This is a genomic window from Flammeovirga sp. OC4, from assembly GCF_000812565.1.
GTDB lineage: Bacteria > Bacteroidota > Bacteroidia > Cytophagales > Flammeovirgaceae > Flammeovirga.
This window is the reverse complement of record NZ_JTAM01000007.1, coordinates 53,760-76,807: the sequence shown is the minus strand read 5'-3', so window position 1 is coordinate 76,807 and position 23,048 is coordinate 53,760. Positions and strand designations below refer to the sequence as shown.

The window sequence follows — 23,048 nt, the reverse complement described above, 5'->3', positions numbered from 1 at the left end:
TCTAAAGATTTGGATTATTAAAAACCTAAATCAACATATAAAGGTAGCAACTGACCAATACCAAATGTCAATGAAAATAGTAACGAAGACATTGCCATTTGTTTTAAATAGGGATCCAATTCTGATGGCTGAGTAAGGCGTGTCACTGCCATGCCATTTTTCCTCAATAGAGGAAATGTCAAAACAAACAACCACTGTAAAGGCGATTCAAAATTATAGGAAACATAAAGTAACGCTAAGCCCATTGCTGAAAATAATAATGCCCAATGGTATAAAACAGCCCATTTTCTTCCAATACGAACTGGGACAGATTTCTTACCAGCTTTTATATCAGATTCAATATCTCTTATATTATTCACGTTGAGTACTGCCACTGCCAATAATCCACAAGCAGATGCAGGAAACAGCAACAATACATCTAATTCTTTCACCTGTAAATAATAACTACCAATCACTCCTACTAACCCAAAGAAAATATAAACACTCAAATCTCCAAGACCTGCATATCCATAAGGCTTCTTACCTGCAGTATACGTTATTGCTGCAATGATTGACAACACACCTAAACCTAAGAAGTAGAAGAACTCCGTCCATGAGGATAAACTTATATATAATAAGGTCAAACCTGAAAACAATGACAAGACGCTAAAAATGATCATTGCCGTTTTCATTGCACCCAATGAAATAGCTCCAGACTGTACTGCTCTTGAGGGCCCCTCTCTTTCTTCATGGTCTGCACCATGCACCGAATCTCCGTAATCATTTGCTAAGTTGGATAGTATTTGTAGAAAAATTGTGGTCAAAACACACAAACCTACAATTTCAAAACTGAAATATTCTTCTAATTGTCTATATGCTAGCAAGCTACCAAGAATAATACTTGATAATGCGAGTGGAAGTGTTCGTAATCTAAAGGCCTGGATCCAAGCTTTCATTGTAAAATAAATTATGTTCTTTAAAAAGTTCTGACAATATTACTTTCTTTATATGACAAAAGCACATCTATTTTATAACGTTTAGAGAGAAATTAACATGAAAAGGAAAAAAATTACCGTTTTAACTGGTGCGGGTATATCTGCGGAAAGTGGAATTGCCACTTTTAGAGGGAGTGATGGTCTTTGGGAAGGACACGATATTATGGAAGTCGCATCTCCTCAGGGCTGGAGTAGAAATAGAGAATTAGTGCTTCACTTTTATAATGAGAGAAGAAAAGCTGCCAAAAAAGCAGAACCTAATAAAGGCCACCTCCTATTAGCAGAATTAGAAAAAGATTATGATGTTACCGTCATTACTCAAAATGTAGATGACCTTCATGAACGAGCAGGATCAAGCAAAATTATTCATTTACATGGTCAGTTATTTCAATCAAGAAGCACCCTTGATGAAAGCTTAGTTTATAACATGGACAGTGATGTCATTAATATTGGAGACAAATGTGAGAAAGGTAGTCAGTTAAGACCAAATATTGTATGGTTTGGAGAAGATGTACCAATGATGGAGACAGCTGTTGAAATTACTGAACAAAGTGATATCTTCATTGTGGTAGGTACTTCATTACAAGTTTACCCTGCCGCTAATCTCATTCATTACACTCCCTCCCATTGTAAATCCTACTTAATTGACCCTAAGATTCCTGAGAATGCGGACTTAAGAAATATCCACCTCATCGAGAAAGGAGGAAGTGAAGGACTAGAAATACTAAAGGGTTTATTAACAAAAAATTGAAATTTCTTATAATTTTTTAATGAAATAATTGTATAAGTGTATGTTTTACATTATTATTGTTAATAACTCAATGAGAATCATTGACTTGTGTAATTCGATTGTAAGACTAACGAAACTATCTAAATGGAAAATTTATCAATTAACGCTTCTTTACAAAATAAGCAAATACCGCAAATCTTTCTCAATGCAGACAATGGTAAAGGGGAAATAACTGGTGCGTCCTTCCATGAAAATGCATTTTACTTGTACAAAGAAGTAACAAATTGGATTAACGAGTATTTGGAAGAAAACAAAACCCTAGCATTAACTTTTGGTGTGAATTACTTTAATACACCATCGGCAAAGGGCATTTACAACGTTCTATCTACTTTGAAAGAATGGACGCACGAAAACAAAGAAATATCATTGAAATGGTATGTATTTGAAAATGATGATGACTTATATGAAGACATTGAAACATTAGCGGAAGATGTGGAGCTCAATATTTCTATTATAATGAGTGACAAAAAGCATCAAATAGCCAGCTAAGTATGTTTTTATCCTCTAAAAACAACTATCATCAACTAAAAGGCATTTTTATGCCTTTTTTTGTTTTAATAAAGTTTTGGGTACAAAAAAAGCTTTCAATTTCTTGAAAGCTTTGGGCGAACGATGGGATTCGAACCCACGGCCCCCGGAACCACAAACCGGTGCTCTAACCAACTGAGCTACGATCGCCATTTATTTTTGCTCTGCAAAGGTAATTAATAATTTTACAAAACAAAACTTTATTTTGAGTATTAAATCAATTAAAATACAAAATACTGTACATCATTAATTTACCTACTCTTTGTTTTCAAAAACATATAAAAAGCTTTCAATTTCTTGAAAGCTTTGGGCGAACGATGGGATTCGAACCCACGGCCCCCGGAACCACAAACCGGTGCTCTAACCAACTGAGCTACGATCGCCATTTGTTTTTTTGCTCTGCAAAGATAGAAGGAAAGTTTACAAAAACCACATTGTTTTATGTAAACAAAATTCAACACCAATAAACCTCCTGTTAATCAGGAATAAAAAAATAAAGGGATAGTAAAAAAAAATTAGACTATCCCTTTATTTCGCATCAACATCATATAAAAAGGTATATTCCTACCCTCTCTTTTATTGATAAATCAATAATTATCTATCAAATGTCAATCTTTTTCCTTTTACATCTTCATGGAAAGTTCCATTCTCATACGCTAAGTGTCCAGAAACAATAGTATGAGTCACAGACGCACTAAAAGTATGTCCTTCGAATGGAGACCAACCACATTTATAATTAAGGTTTGATTTTTCAACTTTTTGAGGAGCTTCAAGATCCACTAATACAAGGTCAGCCCAGTACCCCTCTCTGATATAACCTCTCTCTGCTACTTCAAATAAAATAGCTGGATTATGACATGCTTTCTCTACAATTTTCTCTAAAGAAATTTTTCCTTCTTTATAGAAATCCAACAACACCTGTAATGAATGTTGTACTAATGGACCACCTGAAGGTGCTGATGTATATTTATTTGACTTCTCTTCCAATGTATGAGGAGCGTGATCAGTCGCAATTACATCAATTTTGTCATTCAAAACACCTGCAAGAATACCCGCTCCATCTTCTTTTGTTTTTACAGCAGGGTTCCATTTAATAAAAGCACCTTTCTCTTTATAATCTTCATCAGAGAACCACATATGATGTACACAAGCCTCTGAAGTAATTTTCTTTTCCTGTAATGGAATATCATTATCAAAAAGCTCTAATTCCTTCGCTGTTGAAATATGTAAGATATGTAATCTTGCACCATGTTTTCTTGCCAAAGCAACCGCTTTAGAAGAAGAAGAATAACAAGCTTCTGCACTTCTGATTTCAGGGTGGCATTCCATAGGAATATCATCACCATATTTCTCTACATACTTCTCCATATTCTCAGCAATCATTGGATCGTCCTCACAGTGAGAAGCAATGATCATTTGAGCATTCTTGAATAAATTGGCAAGTGTTTCTTCATTATCCACAAGCATGTTTCCTGTCGAAGAACCCATAAATACTTTGATACCACAAACATTTTTAGGATCTGCTTTAAGTACCTCCTCTAAATTGTCATTTGATGCTCCAATATAAAAAGAGTAATTCGCTAATGATGTTCTTGATGCAATCTCATACTTCTCTTCCAACTTCTCGATTGTCACTGTAGGAGGTTTTGTATTTGGCATTTCCATAAATGAAGTAACCCCTCCTGAAACAGCTGCTCTAGATTCAGTTTCAATATTGGCTTTTTGAGTCAAACCAGGCTCTCTGAAGTGTACTTGATCATCAATTAAGCCAGGAAGAAGATATTTCCCTTCGGCATTAATTACCTTTTCGTCTGTTTGTGCTTCCAACGAAGTTCCAATCTTTTCGATTCTCCCATTTACCACTCTTAGGTCCGAGTGATAAATAGTTCCTTCATTGACTATTTGTGCGTTTTTGATAAGTATCTTCTCCATGATATAAGTATGAATTTAAAATTACGTGAAGATACTACCCCGTTTTTTCTTCTAAAAATTAAACATAAAAAAAAGCCTCATCTAGTGAGGCCTTTTTGCAGTTTGTCAGTCTTATGTAGTTGTAACAACTACCTGTTTATAAAGTGAAAAGAACCATATCGCTCTTAAGACTTTATATTTTGTCTTTGTTCAATTACATATTACGAACTGAACTAAAAAAGAAAGGTTAAATTTTCAGTATCTTAACCTTTTTGTCAATAATTAAGATCCAAAAACCTTGCAATCAATCTATTAACTCACCATTTCTTCTTAGATAAGCACTATTTTTCTTTAAAAAATATCAAAACTTCTTCCATTACTTCAATTCTTTTTTGTTCAGAAAGAATGGTTTCAAATGGAAAACCTAAAGCTACAATCTTTTTATTTCCATTATTATAGCTTATCCCTGCCCCTTTTTGATTGCTTGTATATCTACAAATTTGATTACCGCCTTTTCCCCATGGTTCCAATGCGTCTGGAGATTCTACTTTATAAATAGGATCACTGTCTGATTTAGAATAATATAGCCCATTCAGGCTTTGGAATGATTTATCTACGCTTTTTACCTCTCCAATAAGATCCGCATGATCCGTTCTACCTATTAAATGTAAAACGTTCTTTCCAAAAAGCACATCTGGATGCTTTCTTCCCTTTGGAACACCATCTTCCTCATAAAATAAGCTTGAACCCAAATAAGCCCCACTTATCAATAAGTTACCACCTTGCTTTAAGTAAACTTCAATTTTATTGCGAAGTTCAGGAGATAGAAGTTTGTATTCCGTTTTCTTACCCCATTGGCTAAAATTCAAGTCTTTTTGTTCTCCTAAAACGATATCAACAGCAAAGTAATCTTCAAATTGAATTCCCCCTTCTTTCAAAGCTGTTTGATTACAGGATACAAATGACTGCTTCAAATAATACATTGCATTACCATGAATTCCTGGATAATTAAAGGCATTACCTTTAATTATGGTTGTTTCTTTATTTCCGAAACTTGCTCCAAAACCAGGAGCATCATCGTCAACCCAAGGTGAATTTGGATTAAAGTCATACTGAGCACCCACATAAGATAAGTCTACCTGATCTGCTACACCATGGTCCAAATGATTGAAACCCTTATAATTTTCTGTATCAATAAATGTCGGAGAAGATACGCGATCAAAAGCATTTACAACAAGAATTGGTTCATTTTCAAAATCTGCCATGCTCAATTCACCCGTTGGAAAACTTTCTCCACCACTGTTTACTGCGGTTACTTTAAAACTATAAAAGTGCTCTTTCTGTATAGAAAGTAGAATACTTGAATCATTAATAACCTGTCCATTATCCCAACCCTGATTATCGAAGTTTGTATACAGTTTGTAAAATGTAGGATCAGCTGATGCTTCTATTGGGTCTCGTTGTGGTTTCCATTTAATCAATGCACCATTTTCTTTTATGGCCACAGAAAAATGCGTTGGAGGTAATGGTTGAACAACGTATTTTCTATTTTCTTGAAAAGCCATATACTTTAGAATCCCTTTATAAATCGATCGACTGACATCAAATCTAAAAACAGGGTCCAAAGCAAACCACATATCTTTAAAATTTTGATGAGATAATAATTCAATCAGTACTGTTGGCACATCAGGGTAAACCGCCTCACTATATCTTCTATCCCATAATGACCTTCTATTCCAAATGGAATCATGTAAAATTCGAGCATCCTCTACGATCTGCGTCTGAATAATATCTGCTAAATCTCTACTCGTTAACCTAGACTGTCCACCCTCAAAATGAATATTTTTCTCCATATTGGTTGTGCTGTAAATTGCCAATGTCCCAATAGTTGTATCGGACTTTGACACACCAGCATCAGTATGTAATGCTAACGCCAAATCAATGGGAACTCCCAAACCTTCATTTTCAATCTTAGGATTTAAGGCTAAAGTTGCACCTGTTAACCAATTTACCCATTCCCCTCTCGATTGATAATCATCTTTATAATCATTCTTCCCTTCGTTTGGAGAATACACCCACTCCGGAGCACCCGAATATTGTAAATTGTATCTTGCTCCTTCTGTATATCTTGCTCTTAAACTACTCGTTCCTTCTCTTACAATATTTCCTGATCCTCCACCAAAACGAACAGCATCTGCTGTAACATAACGCCCTTTTGTTTTAGAATAAGAAGATAAATAAACACCTTCACCTGCTGAACCATCAAAGTGAAAAGTCCCCAAATACACCCAAGTCTTTGGTGCTATTTTCTGGTTGACGATAAAAGCTGTCTTTTGTTTTTTATGACGAACATAGTAATGTGTATCTTCTACCGGCAAATCATTCTTTGCATAAGAAACATATACTGCATATTCACCTTTGAGTTCTTTTGGAGCCTTCCAAGTAAAAGCAATATCATTTTTATTGTTGGTTGACTTTATTTTTCTCGAAGTCCCTAATTCGAAAGGGTTTTCATGATCATTGTAAAATAATTTATGTTCAAAGCCTACATTTCCGGCCACAACATTTTCACCTTCTTCATACCCCTCTCTTTCTCCATCATTATCGATTACAAAACTTTTTGATTGAATTCCCCTCTCTCTTGGGATATAGACATTTGCTCCTGCGTTTTCTAGCATTGGCGCTAAATACGGCAATACAAAAGCAGTAGGTAATAAATCTTCAACGGTTTGAAATAATCTTGCTCTTTGCCATTCCCACCTTTTCAAACTCTTTTCATAATATAAGCCATGACTATTCCAGATTGCGAGGTGATTTCCATAAAGGCCATTTCGAATGATTTCCTCTTCCTTTCTATCTACCCTCTTCACATGTATCGGGGTATTTGCATGACTCTTCGCTAATCGTCTGTCTTTATCAAGTGAATGAGTTCCTCTATAAAAATTGGGCACTAGATCTTTTAAATAGTTTTTAGGAATAACAGGCCATTTATTTTTTTTGGCCAGCTTACTGAAAGATGTACTTTTGGACTGCCCAACGAAAAAAATCAGATCATATCTGTTATAATTTTCCCCAAGTTGCTCTCTTACTTTTTTTTCAATGGAAGATAAATCATTAATCCTTATTGGTGTATACTCCCAGTGTTTACTCAAAAAATAGTAGATTTTTTTATTCTTCTTAGAAAAAGATAATGTATCAAGTACAGCGGATGAATCGGGTTGAAACGTATACTCCCCTGACTTTGCTTTTTCTAAATATTGATTAAAAGAATTTTGGATTTGCTGGATTGATTGACCACTTACTATAGTTAAAAAATGAAGTGATAAAAAAATGGTCAGTAATAATTTATTCATCGATATAATAATTTACCATTAAAAAAATTGGTGGAATGAAAAAAGAGGAACAAAGTAAAACTAGTCCCTCTAACCTTCAGTAATATAAAAGTATGGGCTACTACTCCCATACAATAATTCAACTTTAAAAATAAAATACCACCCTCCAACACTTTGCACTCACGAGGCATCTTACTTATTTTTGGCTTTTGCTTCCAAAAACCTCATCAAATTTATAACTTTTGTGTTAAAAACAAGAATAGAAATTAGAAAATAATACCATCGGAGAAATCTCTTTTCTAATTTCTTTAAATATTACAATTATTTACCCTTTTAGTGCCTTAATAAGCAAAAAAGGTTACCTTTTTATAAGGCAACCTCTATTTAATATCTATTTTATTTCTGTCTTACTTTAATGCTTTCATGCATAAAGTCGTAACAATTCTAGCATCATTTTCTACTAATCTATCATGACTAAATACTCCTGTCGCTCTTGAAGAAGCATATTGGATTGGAATAGCAGGGAAAACAGCATTAAACATTTCTACGTTGATTTCTTGATTCACCTCACCAGTATCATGCCCTCTTTGTACCATAGCTTTTGAAGATTCTGGGATTTTCAAAGTCATTTCCTTTGACATTAAAAACGTATAATCATTCATCAGCATATTGATGAATTTTGCTCTTGAAGGATTATCATTCGCTAAAGTAAATATCTCAATACAAAAATGAAGAATCACTTCTTCCAGCGACTCTTTCTCTTCCATATGTTTGAAAATGATATTCCTAAAATATTCAATATTTGAAGAATAAAGAGCTTGTACTAATGCGGCTTTACTTGGGTAATGTCTGTATAGATACCCGTCTGCTACCTGAGCTTTTTTAGCAATAGACGAAACCGATGCCCCTCCATAACCTTTGCTTACAACCATTTCGATTGTTGCTTCTTTAATTCGCTGTAATTTAGTTTCGTCGATACTTTTCGCCATTGTTTAAAATTAATTGAGGTAAATTAGAACTTACATAAAGGATGTCATAAATGAATAAGTTCTCACTTTATGTATCACAAATTTATCATAAACTTAATACCTTCCAAGAAAATAGACAAAATAATCTATGGAATATAACGAAATGCCGAAAAGATGTTTCTTAATCTAGATTTTAAATTGGAATGTAAAATAATAGTTTCTACCATCAGCCGGAATAATTCCCGGACCAGGATAACCGGTTGCTCTTCGTGTAAAATACATATTATTCGTCAGGTTATTGACCCCGGTTTCTACCCCAAACCACTTATAGTGATATTTCATAGATAAATCCATTACATAGTAGGCAGGCACCGGACCATAAACTGCATCAGGTAATGGTTTCTCAGTATTTGCAGCATCAGTATATTGCTTATCCACCTTAGTATATTGGAAAGATAAATTGAAGTTTTTGTATCCAGCATTGACACCTGCTTTCAAGTTATAAGGAGGAATTAATTCCACATCGTTTCCATCATATACTCTATCATCTGAAATATATTTTCCTTGAATAAAAGATACGTTACCAAATAAATTAAAGTGATATTGAGAGTATTCGTTAATAAAATGCATCACATTCAACTCTCCAAACGCTTCAACTCCTAACGTATAGGCATCTGCGATATTCGTACGAATTGGATTGGCAGGATTGGCAAGACCTATTTTATCATTATAGCGAAGATAGAAAGCACTTACATCAAAATTTAGGAAGTCTGTTTTTCCTCTCATTCCAATATCTGCAGAATACCCTTTTTCATCTTTCATATCTGGGTCAATCCTTACGTTTGTGTTCAGAGACCTTAAATCAGAATACGTAATGGCTCTATAGTTTTGGGAGATATTACCGTAGATTTCCAAATCTTCTTTCAACTTATAACTTAGCCCAACCCCTGCAATCAAGATAGACCTATTGTTATTAATTGTATCTGGTTCCGCACGAGTAATTTCTTCTATTAAGCCATCATCACCAACTTCGAAATAAGTTTTCTGATAATATCCTTCTCCTGATGTTCCTATAAGTTCAAACCTAACTCCTGGTGTTACGCTAAATTTATCCGTGATTTGGAAAATATTTTCCACAAAGAATGCGTAATTCTCAATCTTAAATTGATGGTCAGATAGTAATGAGTCGGGATGTGAAAAGCCAAAGTCTGCATCTTTCCCATCAGAAGCATCTCCTTGCTTTTTATCATCATTACCGTAGTAAACTCTTGATCCTAGAACAAATACTGAAGGTCTGTTATTCAAAGAATAATGCTGAAGATAGCGTACTTCAGTACCAACATTTCTAAACTTATCAGCAACTAATAATCGAGGTTCATCATATGGATTTTGCTTGTTAAGATTAATTCCTAATGCATCTCTACTTGCAAAAAGACCAAAATTTTTCATCTCGATTTTTGCATTGTGGTTGATTTTATATTGTAAATCTATCGCAGCAACATTCCAATTTACTTTAAACCAGTTCTTGTCGGTATAAGATGCTCGAGGATCTCTTTCAAACTCCTCATCGGTTAAACCACCTGGTTGTTGTGCCAAATAATCCATGTGAGTAAACTCAAAGCCAATTTTAAAACGCTCACTAACTTCAACATCTACTGCAGTATACACTGTGTTGACATCAAAAGCAGAATTTGGTCTCCAACCATCTCCTCCTTTATATTGATACAAAGCATAGTAATTTACTTTTCCTTTCTCTCCACCAATGCTATTAAATGAATTGTACAATCCAAACGATCCAACGGTTTGTCGAGTAACAAATTCAAAAGGTTTATTAGCTGGACCTTTTTTCATCTTGAAATTCAATAAACCTCCAAATTGGGTTCCATATTGTAATGAAGCAGCACCTCTTACAATTTGAACTTCATCTACCGCCTCTAATGGTGGAGTATAGTAACTTTCAGGATAACCTAAAGCATCTGCAGCTATATCATAACCGTTTTGTCTTGTATTGAAATTGGAAGTTCTATCAGGGCTCAAGCCTCTACCACCAATACCTAACTGTATACCGGCACCATCACTTTCCCAAATGTTCAATCCTGGTACTTTATTATAAACTTGTCTTGAATTATTTGTCGCTAAATTTGCCGTAAGATTATCAATTTGAATGACCTCACTTTTCTTCCCTTCAAAAATAGAGGTTCCTTCTACTGCCTCAAGCCTTGTTATTTCAGCAGTTTCATTATTATCCGTTATATCTACTTCATCTAAAACTTTCTCAATCACTCTCATTGTAAAATTCAATTCTTGACTTTGAGCAGTAATCTTGATGTCTTTTTCCATGGGTGTTAATCCATACTTAAAAACGCCAATTGTGTAGACTTTTCCTTTTTGTAGGTTAGAAAGTTTATAGCTTCCGTTTTTATCTGATTTCACTTTGATGTTCGTGTCCTTAATATAAACGTCTGCACCTTCAATTGACTCCTGAGAATCGAATTGAATTAATTTACCTCTCACTGATTGCGAATAAGAACTCAGAGATAAAAAGAAAAGTAGAGTAATGAATAATAACCTTGTCATATAATCTTATCCCTTAAAGGGAAGTATCCATGTTTTAGGAGCGAAAGTATCCTCCAACTTTGTTAAATCTATTGTCGGGTCTATAAAGGGTTGGCTTGCTCTACCGTTGAGCGAAACATGTGAATCAATATAAACCTCAGGGTTTTTCACCCCTTTTTCTTCAAAAACACTTTTTAAATAATGTGCATATTGAAGTATCATATCAGGCTGAGTAGCCATCATTTTTTCTTGTAATGGCGTCAAGAAATCTCTGTTATTGACTTCTATCTTATGATCTGTTTCAGGGTTTAATACATAAAAAGTTGCTGAACCTGACTTTTCCATCAACATCACTCTCCATGAAAAACGAAACCCTTGTTCTGTCCAGAAAAGTTCTCCTCCATACAAAGCATATCTAAATGGAAATATTACTTGTACAAATAGGAAAAGACCAAAACTCAATCTCATCAATTGTTGAGGTATTGAATTAATTTGACCTCTATTGACTTGCATTGATAAGTTTTCAGAACTAAAAAATCGACTTAAGAACAGAATTATTTTCTCGTGGAATTGATCAGAAAAGAAGATCAATGTTGACAAAATCATAATGTATGGGAACATCCCTATTGGGAATAACGCCGCTGTCATTACATGAAATGCCACCACTAAAAAATAAGCGAAACCTCTATATTTTTTGATACAGAGAAAGAAAGGAATAAATAGGTCATAAATACAGCCTATCCAACTAAAAGCAAAAGCCACCCATTTATATTTTAAAAGGGGGCCCACCAAAAATAAGTCTGCTCTTGATGCTAACCACAATCGAAGTGGCTGAGCATTCAGTAGCCAATCCGCATTAATTTTAGCGACTCCAGCATAAAAATAAACAATACCCAGTTGTGCTCTTACAATGTTGATCGTCCATGCTGAAACATACTTCCTGTAAGTTTCTGGATTTCGATAAACATCAATAGAAAACCTTCGATGGGCGGGCAAAAAAATCATTATAAATGCCATCAAACTGACGAAATAATAATGATTTAGGTAATTCGTAAGATCTATTAGTTCTACATAGGTAAAAGTAAGAAAGTACAACAAGGCTGAAATTCTATAAAAAGCACCCAATGCTATACCTATTGCACTAAAAATCATGATAAAGAAGATGATATACATCCCCTTTTCACCTAGTGGTTCTACCCATGAAAAACCAAAGTAATGAAAAAAGAATTTGGGTTGAACGAATTGAGAGTCTACCCAACCGTTCACCCAAAAGCGAACTGCACTCAAGGCCATCATGATACCGAAAATCATTCGGAAGACAACCAAGGGTGCAATTGAAGTTTGATTATTAACTAGTTTATGATAATATCCCATATTCTAATCTCCATCCGAGTCTTGGTAAGTAATTTTTACTGATAAAGCAGAAGGCATTTCTGATTTGATCATTACTACTAACTTCGACATCTCCGTATATAACTCTTCAACTGTCTCGTCTTGTGCTTCAATGTGATTTGCAAAAGGACTTTGACAGTTATCTAATTTTGAATGAATCACTTCAAATTGATTTAAAATCTTTGCGGATAAATCTTCTTGAATTGATCCTGTATTGTAGTATGCTGTCAAGTAATCATCTAAACCTACACCATCATTTCCTTTGAAGATGTTTTCTAAAGCAGTTACATTTCTTTTCAGTAAGTCTAATGAATTCACACTGTAGTAAGCTTCAATTGACATTGGACTCGGTCTACCAGATAAAGAGTTTTTACCCAAAGCATAACCAACTCTTTGATTTTTACATCTTTCGTAAGCTTTATTGTATTCATTGACAATTGCGGATAATGAGCTACTAGGATCATTTCCTTCATTTATAGCAAATGTTGCTGCATAGTCACCAGACCAAGCATCATTTACGTAAGTTGCTTTTGTCAATAAATCCGCCACAACTGCATTCAAATACTCACCTCTAAAAGAGTTTGCTTTGAAGGCTTCAATTACTGTTGTTTTACCATCCTTAAATAAAAGATAATCTACTGCTGGTAATCCTTTTTTGTTATTAGAAGTAACTGATCCAAGATTAATATTTTCAGCAACAATATCTGCTTCCAACTCTGTATAATCCGTTGGGAATGTATTTGTTGATGCTAGAAATGCATTTTCTAATGCAGGGCCGTATTGAAATGCATTGACTGTTGCCCAATTCTGATAAGCACTTAAAAATGCTGAACTTAAGGCATCAAAAGTTTCTTCTGTTGGTGCACTTACAAATGACTTAGTTTTTTCATCAAGTGAAGCGACCGAAGTGTGATAATTGCTAATTGAAGGTTTAATAATGTTGTTGGCATAATTGCCTAACATGTCAGTTTGTGAGAAGTCTAGCTCAATGTTTCCGTTTTCTTCAGAACATGAAAAGAAAACGAAAGCAGGGATAATAGTGATAAAAAATTTGAATAGTTTCATAATAAACTACAGAAGTAAAATGAACGAAGAAATCCTCAAACCATTTTAAATATGGTTTGAGGATGCAAAGATATATTATAAAGTGTTAACTACCTCAGCTGAGAAGCCATAAGTTGACTGTAAAATATTTTTTATTTCAATAATATTCTCAGTTGTCAACTCATCTACATTATTTCCGTGAGCCGCAATTACTTTATCTAAGTCAGCATCAGAGATTTTTTTAGATGCATTGTATTGTAAACACCAAGCAAATGCTAAAGCTTCAGACCAGTGATGCATTCTATCTCCATCTGTTGTATCAGTAAGTACTGAGTTTAAATAGTGAATAACGTTGATGGCTACCAACTCTTCCCACTTTGCGACAATGATATCACGTTGAGCATCTCTTACTGTATAATTTTTTGCAGTAATTGCAGCACGACCTGTTACAAATGCAGTGAAGATATCGCCTGATACATCATATACATCAGCACGAGACTTTGCATACTTTGCCCAATACCAGTTTTTAGCATCTGCATTTAATGGGTAATCGACTGCAGCACCAAAGTAACCAAATGCCTCATCCCAGTAATGTTCCATCGCTGTACCTTTACCTTCAGTCACCTCTTCATTATCAGCATCTAATTTCTCATCTGATAAATAATAAGAAACGGCTTGATAGTATAAAGTAGCTCCCATAAGACCTTTTGCTACCATTTGAGCAGGTTCGTGACCTTCAGCATCAAATAAACGGCCTTCGTAAATGTTTGCTACATTACCTGAAGCGGCCTCTGCACTCTTAAAGTAAGCGTAAACTTCTGTTTTCACATCTACTGTTAAACCTGCTTCACCATAAGTCTTGCTTTCTAAATCTTTTGAAGAACCAAATAAAGTTCCTGACTCATTTGCAAAAACAGACTGCATTACTGACTCTTCTAAGTTAGTAACACCATCGTTTCCTGACTTAATGTAACGCTCTAATGAATCTAACATTTGGATTCTGGCAGTTTGTCCAGAATAATCTACATTATCAAATGCATAAGTTGAAGGTATGTCGAGATCATTAATTATCTCTTCAGACTCTGAACAAGAAAATAATGCTGAAACTATAAGTGCTGATGTCGCAAATTTGTTAGCTAATGATGAATAGAATTTCATAAAAATGGATGTGAAAAAAATTATTAATAGTTGAAATTAACGGGAGCAAAATTATCTTTTATTTAGATTTAATCCAAATATTATTTAAAATTAGTTTAAATAAGAGTAAGACTTAAAACACATCTTATTCATTATCAATACAATTATATTTCCTCCCTTATCAACTCCTCTAATAATTTTAAGATCAATTTTAACACTCTGTTAAATGTCTACTTTCAATCTATATGCAAAAAGTACCTGTCTATACGCTGTCTATGCCCCAAAATAGACCTTTCACCAATAAATAAAGAGCTTTGGTACTACATCAATTAAATAACAAGTCTATGTGTTAAACACAAAAAGACAATCAACAATTATCAACCTATTGATTGAAATGAAAAGATTATTTATGGTGTTAATAGGATTGCTCGCCTTCAGTTATGGATGGTCTCAACCTAATACAACAACACCACATGAGAAAAACGAACAAGCTGTACGCTATTTAGATGGCTATAGATGGAAAATGAAAATGATGCTTCCGGGTGAGGGAGTAAAACAAGGATTACATAAAATTCCTCCTGAAGACATTGAAACATTGGTTTGGAACAATGCTAAAGTTCCTGGTGATGTCTATACAGATTTATGGAAAGCGGGTGTCATTGAAGATCCTTATTTTGGTAGAAACAGTGTAAAAGCACAATGGGTACAGCATTATGAATGGTGGTATACTCATCAATTTAATGTCAGCCAAGAAATTGATGATCAAGTGGTCGACCTTGTATTTGATGGTGTGGACTATGCCTGCGAAGTTTGGCTTAATGGTCATTACTTAGGAAAACATGAAGGTGCATTTTCTTCTTTTAGTTTTAATGTCAACGATTTTTTAAGAATTCATAAGCATGATTTCCTAAAAGCTCGAAATATGTTAGTGATCAAACTTGCTCCTCCCCCAAAAGTCAATGCCAATGTAGCAGGGAAGAAAACACCTTGGTTTGGTGATTATTGGAGAGACTTAATACCATTTGGAATTACCCGATCGATCAAAATGGTGAGAACAGGTAAAGTGAGATTTAAAGACATCTATGCCAATAATAAAATCAATAAAGATGGTTCTGCGGATGTTTCACTAGAAATGATGGTAGAAAACACCTCTGATGCAACAAAGAAAATGGTTTTTGTGACTTCTCTTAAAGGAAAAAACTTTGATAGTAAAGAAGTCAAATTAACTTTTGAAGAGGATGTTCAACCGGGTGTACACAAGGTTGTCAAAAACATTCATCTTAAAAAACCACAGTTGTGGTGGCCTTGGGATTTGGGCAAACCCAATTTATATGAAGCGAAGGTAACTTTAAAAGAAAATAAACAAAACCATGATTTCAATGCCATTACATTTGGTATTAGAGAAGTTACCTCAAAGTGGAACCCTGGCTTTAAGAAAAATGTCGATGTGAGTTTCCCTCGTTCAACATACATCAATGGTAAATTTCACTTTATACGCTCAGCATGTTGGGGTGGGCCTCCCGATATTTTTGTAGGAAGAACATCTTTAGAAGAATATAAAGAGTTGATTCGTCTTGCAAAAGAAGCTAACATGAATAACATCAGGATCTTTGGATGGCACCCACCTGAAATACCTGAGTTTTACCAATATTGTGATGAAATGGGAATTACAGTTTGGCAAGATATGATTCCGTTAGGCACTGGAAATATTCCAAGTGAAAGAGCTCAATTGACAGAAATTTTTGATGAAGCAGTCAAAGTGATTAAAGAACGAAGAAATCATCCTTCACTTATTATGATGGAGGGAGGAGAAGAAATGTTACTTCGTACACGTGATCCACAATTTGGAAGAGCTTTCTTGGAAGAATTAGGAGACTCTCTTCAAGCTTATGCCAACCTTCCTTATGTGCCAGATTCTCCATTGACTTGTCATGTTTCAAAAGCAGCAGGTTTTAAGAAAAAAGAAGCTGTACATGCTTTGCGTTATTTTTATGATATGGGAAAATGGCTGCATGAAGATTGGTATCAGACCTTAAAATTTCCGATTGTTCCTGAATTTGCCATTACATCAGTGCCTTCTGTAGAAAGTCTCAAAAAATTTATCCCTAAAGATGAATTATGGACTCCAGGCTTAAGTTGGGGACACCACTGGGCTGACCTTACCCGATTGAGAATGCAAAACTGGGATGTATTTGGAAGTGAAATGAAAGGCTCTTTGGAGGAATTTGTCAATGCGACGCAAGATGCACAAGGTGTAATTTTCCAAAATGGTATTGAATATTTCAGACGTCAAAAACCTGAACTAAGTGGTATTGCTCTTTGTCATTTCATTACCTATTGGCCTGATATGAAATGGGGCATTGTAGATAATTATCAAAAACCGAAACGCTCTTTTGATTTTGTCAAAAAAGCCTATCAACCTACATTAATTAGTCTGAATTTCCATAAAAGAAGATGGTCTAATAATGAAGCGTTTAAAGGTGAGTTATGGGTGATCAATGATTTATATAAAAGCTATAAAAAGACTTCTGCCACTTTAAAAATCAAAGACGATAAAGGCAATATATTGACTGAAAAGGAATACTCTTTTGGTAATGTTGCAGAAAACAGTGCAAAGAAATTTGTAGACATTTCATTTGATGTTTTAGATAAAGTCAACAGTAAGTTTTTCGTAGAATTAGTACTTGAAGATCAAAACGGTAAAGTGATTTCTCAAAATGATTACTTCTTTCTTATCGGTAATCAAGAAGAAGCTTCAAAAGAGTTTAAGGTTTGGATGAAAAAACGTAAAAACCTTGAAAACAAATACGGACTTTATGGTTCTTACTACCATTTCTTTGAAGAGTTTTCAGGTGAAAATGGAGGAAAATACGAGAGTGACACTCAAATCCCTAAAGCCTTCGGGTTCCCAGATAATGAAGAAAAATAAGTCTTCAATACAGGTTTATTCTTAACCTAAAAAGGTCTGTTACTGTATAATCAAACCAGTAACAGACCTTTTCAAATTAAACTCTACGGAAATTACAACTCTTCCTGTTTTTTAGTCATGATCAAAGTGAGCTGATTAAAGTTCGCCGCTGAATTGATTACCCCTCTAAACTCCTCATAATTCTCCTTTGGAAATTTAAACGTCTTATAGACCTCGTCTACTGCTATTAATAAGGAAGTATCCTTTAATTGATAATCCGAGGTGAAGTAAGCCATTTCTTCTCCATTTACTGTAATAGTCTTTTTATTCTTGATTTCCTCAAGGCCTTCTATTTGATATCCTTCAGGAATATTAATTGTAATCTTATGACGGTATTTCTGAATGGTATGCATCACTATATCATTTTGCCTCTCTTTTTCTTGATATAACTCAGACTGCCTGCCAATCACTTTCCCTACTGAAATTAAATATTCATTCCCTGCCCTTTCCACTAATTCTGGACTGGTATATTCAACATTTATAGTAACGAAATTTTCAGGATTTGTAGATAAAGCTATATCCTCCCCTTCAACATCAGTAGATAAAACTTCAAAATTCTCAAATGCCGACAACGTCACATCTTTAATAAATTGTGTTCTATATTTGTTATCTGCATTTTTTAATGCAGAACGGTAAGAAAATGCTCTATACCCCTGTGCTCTATCTTCCAATTTCACCTTTGGCAAGGCTAAATTATCCTCGAAATCAATCGTTACAGCCACCCCTATTTGATTCAAATTATAGCTTAAGCCTTTTAACTTCTTAAAGTTGTAATTCTTATAATAGACTTTATTATAATCCACGTAATAATTTATGAAAATAGCTTCAGTATCCATCAACCCCGTATGTACCGTTCCAAAACGCATATGATACTGTTCGGGTAATAAATATTTCTTCAATTTCGGGAAGTAAAAAAACATTTCATTTAAGGAGGTTACCGTTGCAAATGAAGAATCTATCACTCCATCATATCGATTACAACCAAATACTAATTGTGCTTTGATATCCAATGCGTCAAAGCAGTAGATATACAATTGATAAATACCTGTAAGATTACCAACTCCATTTGCTACAATATCCTTAGGCTTGTATAATGCTTCAGCTACTCCTTGCTCCAAACGAATTGTCGATTTTATCTTATGCTCCAATGCTATCAGCTTTTCTGCATCAGAAAGATCTTGTGCTAAGATATCACTCACATATTTCTTGGCTACTTTTGCAGTTTTAGGTGAGCTATACTCCTCAGTCATTCTTTTTAGTAGATTGATCCATGAAAACATATTCTTTACTACACCTCCATTACTTGCTATTTTATACTCAAAATACATATAATTAACACGGTTCGTAGAATATTCTTCTTCCTCAAATGCAGGAATGTCTTTTTGATGCAAAACTATCACTTTTTGTTTTTGGGCAATTAGATCAAATTTTGCATCATTCAAACCGTTATATGACTTGTATTTAAAATCCCATGCTTTAGGGTATACCAATTCCAATGAGGTCTTTAAAACAGGCACATCAGTTTGCATTATTTCTTTACCAAAAGGTAAAATTGAAGATTTAACGGAATATAAAAATTCCGCTTTACCCCCCACTTCAAGTCCCTCAATAGCAAATATTTTTACATTTTGAAACCCTTCTACATTTTTTAATTCTTTGATATTTTCTCTCTGTATTGCAGTGATTTTTCCCTCAGGGCTTATTGCTCTAACTTTTAGATGTCTAATACTTGCTCCTTTCCTCATTGGAACATATACCCTATTGTACTTTTCAATTCCTGCATCTGAATTAATGTGAATTAATTTATGCACTGTTTTTAAAGTTGAAGGTCGACCGTACTCAAAGAAATATTCTATTATTTTTCTTTCTTTTATAATTACCGCCTCATAAGATGCATGATCTTCTGTAAGTTGTATGGATTGAAGGTCAGTATCTGATGTTAAATTCACTCTGGCATCAGAATAGACAATTTGAGAATATAGACGTAATGTTGTCATCAACATAAGTCCTATTAATGCTAATTTTTTCATAGTGCTTTTCATTATTTTATTGTGAAGGAATGCTTCCTCCCAATTGCTTATAAAGTTGCTTTAAGAATTATATTTTCGTGATTGATTTCGGATACGGTCTGCATAAATTGATTCCATTCTGCAAAACTTTCTGGTTGCATCAATAAAAAATTGGAAACGAATTTTTTGGAATAAACGACCTGTCCCTCTTTGATTTCATAACTTGTTTCAATTGATCCATACTGATTTTGAATGGATTTTTTTTCTGGAACAAAAGCAACGGCAAAACCTTCTGGAACTTCTAATACTACCTTTGAAACTACCGTTTTTTTATATTCTTTCTCAAAAGGAACAAGTCTACTTTCTTCGTCCAGTTTTTCGTTTACTTCCTGCTTATAAAAATTAAGATTAACGTAATATCGGTTGCTAACTTTTCTTGCATAATTGGGCATTTTAAAATCCAATGCTATTTCTCCATTTTGCGATAAATTTGAAAAGCCAGAAATACTATCATTCGACACTTCAGTACTTTTTGTCCCAAAAGCTATAAAGTCTTTTAAGGCATCTTTATCATGGCTCATTTCAGCCCTGTAATTTCGAATTTGATATTCTTCCTTTTCGTAACCCTCTACTTTAGTCGACAACTTACCCACTACGTTCTTACCAACGAGCTTACACATTATATTGTCTACTCTGACATTGGAAGATGCACTTATTTCTGGAACCTTTGCTACCTTATATTCCTTATCATTAATAGCTAATAATGCCTCTTTTCCTTGTATCATGCTTGTCGGCATTCCGAAAGCAGAAAAAGGGTTCGTTGCGTCTAAAAATAGTGTGGTATCATTTTCGGTAATTGCACAAATCATATGATTATCAGCCACCGTACTTGGCAACTCTTCATAGGTGTAAGGTTTCTTTCGGGTGCCAATCCAAGCAATGTGAGCATCAACCCCCATTACTTTATAAAATGAATAGAGTAGATTGGCCATATCTTTACAATCTCCATATCGTTTATTGAGGACATCGCAAGCACTTCTTGGCACAAAACCTGCCATCCCATCTTCAAAGGCAATGTATTTTATATTATCTTGAACCCAATTGTATACAGCTTTTTGAGCCTCTTGCTTATCCATTTCAGGAGTAACAATTTGGCTTAATACGCCTTTTATCTCCTCTTCCTCACAATTTCTAATTTTATTAAGCAAAGTGGAATACCAAGCGTATAGCTCTGATATACCTCCAGAAACTTTGATTTCACCAATAGAACTTTCATACGATTCAATCAACAAAACAATATGAGGTGAAGTATATGTAGTCGATGGAGCATCGACAGTATGCTTATAGCTTTTTACAGATTTTGCTTCCCATATCCATGTAATCGTTTTCTTGTCAATAATTTCCGTCATTTCAACATTCCCTTCATGTGCACCAAACAAAAGTGGCTTTAATTTTAGTTGTTTAGGAAACGTTACTGAATATTTAGCATGTATTACTGGATCTGAATTTTGGAAGTAAAAAGGTTTTATAAAGTGTGGATCTTTTACGTATTTGGTATATTTCAACTTCCCCACTGCATCTTTTGAGAGTTGGGGATAGACGAAATGTGTACTTTTGTAACCACTATAAAAAATACCCCTTTCCATTACGTCACTTGTACCAAAGTTCTTCACTTTTATTCCTTTTTTCGAATTTTGACCTGGTAAAAAGCTGGCTGCTTCTAAGAGTATTATCTTATCAAATTCAGAAAAATAAATATTCTCCTTTGCATTTTCCTCAAAGTTTCTTTTGAATAATTTTTCTACTTCATGATGTTCTTTTATGTTAAGCTTTGCACCTAAAATTTCAATCGATACATGGGTATGATTCTTTAGGTAAACAACATCTGAGTCTTCTAAGTCGTTAGCCAAAAATGTAGCATGTGCCATAGCAAATAAGCACATCATTATGATATTTCTCATCACACTTAAACAATAGTTTCTAAAAGTAATTTAATCTATAGTTGAAAAAATGGCTTGTTATTTAGTCTGATTTAATTATCAAAAAAAATATAAATAAACCATTATTCTATGGTATTCAATCCAATAACTAACTCAAAAATAAGAATGTAATTCTGTTTTTTTATAAAAAACACAAAAAAATGATGTTCTACTTTCAAGCTTCCTTCTTCTTCGTTTATCCAAACGAAGAAAAACAAAGCAAAAAAAATAACTCTTCAAATAATGTGTAATTACTTTGAAGAGTTTTTGGTGATGCTTAAATAAGTACCTTACTATCCGCTTTCCAACTTTGTGATAATATATTTTTCAATAAATCAATGTATTGCCATCCAATCTTGCGAGCAGCCATCATTATCAAGCTATCACTTTCTTGTCGATGAGGTCTCGATGCAGCACCCATATTAGGTTCTAAATTAATGTCAAAGATAAAATACTTTCCTTTGGCATTGGCTCGGCAACTTATCTGAATTGGTGCTTTTATACCAATAATTTCAGCTGCTTTCCTACAAAATTGAGAAACTTTAAATACAGGTTCAGAATACAATTCATCATCCTCTAACACCACACTCTGTTTAACGATTTCGTTTTCATCGGTTGACGCAAATCCATTAGGGTGATGTAATAATTGTACAGCAGGTAAACACCAAGGACGAACATACTCCACTTCTCGATGATCAATAATATATTCTCCAGCAGGCATTACTGTAAATATGATTTCTTGTCCCTCTAAAAACTCCTCAAGGTACACGGCTGAACCGTAGTTTTTAGAATTAAATGACTGCACTAAAACATTTTCAAGTGCTCTATAGTCATCTACCTTTGATAGGTTTTGATTACCTCTTAGGGGCTTCATTACTAATGGAAACTGAAGCTCATCTATAGCAAAGCTACTATTCCCTTTTGAAACAATCTGACCATTGGGTAATGGTATATTTTGATTACGTAAAAGGTCATTCATATAATATTTATTACCTAACAACTCTACATGAGCCGGTAATTGACCAATTAACTTAATACCTCTATCCATGAATTTTTCTATCGCATGATTTTTATAGAGCATTGTATTCAGCCAAAAGGTATCAGCTCCCTTATTTATGGCTGCTAAAATTCCATCTTCGGTATCAGGAAAGACCCAATCAAGATCGTTCTCAATGTTAGGAGAGGTTTGTGGGGTGATAACAATAAATCCATATTTTGACAATTCAAAGGCCATATCAGCTCCACTGTCAGAGAGGCCTCCTTTTTTCATTGATTTTGTTATTCCGTTAATTGTTGGAGCCTGTTGAGCCTGATATAAAAGGGCTATCTTTTTCATTGGTTCGCTTATTTTAATAGTTATTTCTGAGCTTTAAGGTAAAAACCAAAACACGTTTTTATGACATAGCACTTAGGTAAAAATCTTCGGACATTGGGTTTACCGATCACAATAAGAGCTATAG

14 protein-coding genes and 2 tRNA genes are annotated in these 23,048 nt (G+C 34.3%); 3 read left to right on the top strand and 13 right to left on the bottom strand.

Features of this window, described 5'->3' with window-relative positions; translation table 11 throughout:
* Positions 1–17 precede the first annotated feature (17 nt).
* Positions 18–935, bottom strand: coding sequence for a 1,4-dihydroxy-2-naphthoate polyprenyltransferase (locus PL77_RS07720; protein ID WP_044203488.1), 918 nt, complete (start codon positions 933–935; stop codon positions 18–20).
* 97 nt (positions 936–1,032) lie between these two features.
* On the opposite strand from PL77_RS07720, the gene PL77_RS07715 reads away from it, so the two are divergent.
* Together PL77_RS07715 and PL77_RS07710 are read left to right on the top strand one after the other, a co-directional pair.
* Complete coding sequence (locus PL77_RS07715) at positions 1,033–1,725, top strand: NAD-dependent deacylase (protein ID WP_044203486.1); 693 nt, start codon at positions 1,033–1,035, stop codon at positions 1,723–1,725.
* A 123-nt stretch (positions 1,726–1,848) separates the two neighbouring features.
* Entirely contained in the window at positions 1,849–2,253 is a 405-nt protein-coding gene (locus PL77_RS07710; RefSeq protein ID WP_044203484.1) for a DUF1987 domain-containing protein, read from the top strand.
* Between the two features lie 115 nt (positions 2,254–2,368).
* Here the strand turns inward: PL77_RS07710 and PL77_RS07705 are convergent.
* From PL77_RS07705 to PL77_RS30325, 9 genes are all read right to left on the bottom strand, one after another.
* Positions 2,369–2,442, bottom strand: a tRNA-His gene (locus tag PL77_RS07705).
* A gap of 159 nt (positions 2,443–2,601) precedes the next feature.
* Positions 2,602–2,675 (bottom strand) — tRNA-His (locus PL77_RS07700).
* A gap of 211 nt (positions 2,676–2,886) precedes the next feature.
* The gene (locus PL77_RS07695) at positions 2,887–4,224 is read right to left on the bottom strand and encodes a dihydroorotase (RefSeq protein ID WP_044203482.1); all 1,338 of its coding nucleotides are present in this window, start codon (positions 4,222–4,224) and stop codon (positions 2,887–2,889) included.
* Positions 4,225–4,544: 320 nt separating this feature from the next.
* Positions 4,545–7,556, bottom strand: coding sequence for a hypothetical protein (locus PL77_RS07690; protein WP_052444251.1), 3,012 nt, complete (start codon positions 7,554–7,556; stop codon positions 4,545–4,547).
* Positions 7,557–7,942: 386 nt separating this feature from the next.
* A complete protein-coding gene (locus PL77_RS30330; protein ID WP_052444250.1) occupies positions 7,943–8,524 on the bottom strand; it encodes a TetR/AcrR family transcriptional regulator in 582 nt (193 codons plus the stop codon).
* 165 nt (positions 8,525–8,689) lie between these two features.
* Positions 8,690–11,080, bottom strand: coding sequence for a TonB-dependent receptor domain-containing protein (locus PL77_RS07680; protein ID WP_044203480.1), 2,391 nt, complete (start codon positions 11,078–11,080; stop codon positions 8,690–8,692).
* Positions 11,081–11,086: 6 nt separating this feature from the next.
* Positions 11,087–12,433 carry an HTTM domain-containing protein gene (locus PL77_RS07675; protein ID WP_044203478.1) on the bottom strand — a complete coding sequence of 449 codons (1,347 nt, stop codon included), beginning with the start codon at positions 12,431–12,433 and terminating at the stop codon, positions 11,087–11,089.
* Between the two features lie 3 nt (positions 12,434–12,436).
* Complete coding sequence (locus PL77_RS07670) at positions 12,437–13,516, bottom strand: imelysin family protein (RefSeq protein WP_044203476.1); 1,080 nt, start codon at positions 13,514–13,516, stop codon at positions 12,437–12,439.
* Positions 13,517–13,591: 75 nt separating this feature from the next.
* Positions 13,592–14,653, bottom strand: coding sequence for a DUF4856 domain-containing protein (locus PL77_RS30325; RefSeq protein WP_052444249.1), 1,062 nt, complete (start codon positions 14,651–14,653; stop codon positions 13,592–13,594).
* 373 nt (positions 14,654–15,026) lie between these two features.
* Between PL77_RS30325 and PL77_RS07660 the strand changes: the two genes are divergently transcribed.
* On the top strand, positions 15,027–17,561 hold the full coding sequence (locus tag PL77_RS07660; protein ID WP_044203473.1) for a glycoside hydrolase family 2 protein: 2,535 nt from the start codon (positions 15,027–15,029) through the stop codon (positions 17,559–17,561).
* 92 nt (positions 17,562–17,653) lie between these two features.
* Here the strand turns inward: PL77_RS07660 and PL77_RS07655 are convergent, their stop codons facing one another.
* From PL77_RS07655 to PL77_RS07645, 3 genes are all read right to left on the bottom strand, one after another.
* Positions 17,654–19,630 carry a DUF3857 domain-containing protein gene (locus tag PL77_RS07655; protein WP_172665819.1) on the bottom strand — a complete coding sequence of 659 codons (1,977 nt, stop codon included), beginning with the start codon at positions 19,628–19,630 and terminating at the stop codon, positions 17,654–17,656.
* Between the two features lie 47 nt (positions 19,631–19,677).
* Positions 19,678–21,570 (bottom strand): DUF3857 domain-containing protein, encoded by a 1,893-nt coding sequence (locus PL77_RS07650; protein ID WP_082026447.1) that lies wholly within the window; start codon positions 21,568–21,570, stop codon positions 19,678–19,680.
* 295 nt (positions 21,571–21,865) lie between these two features.
* Entirely contained in the window at positions 21,866–22,924 is a 1,059-nt protein-coding gene (locus PL77_RS07645; protein ID WP_044203467.1) for a hypothetical protein, read from the bottom strand.
* Positions 22,925–23,048 lie beyond the last annotated feature (124 nt).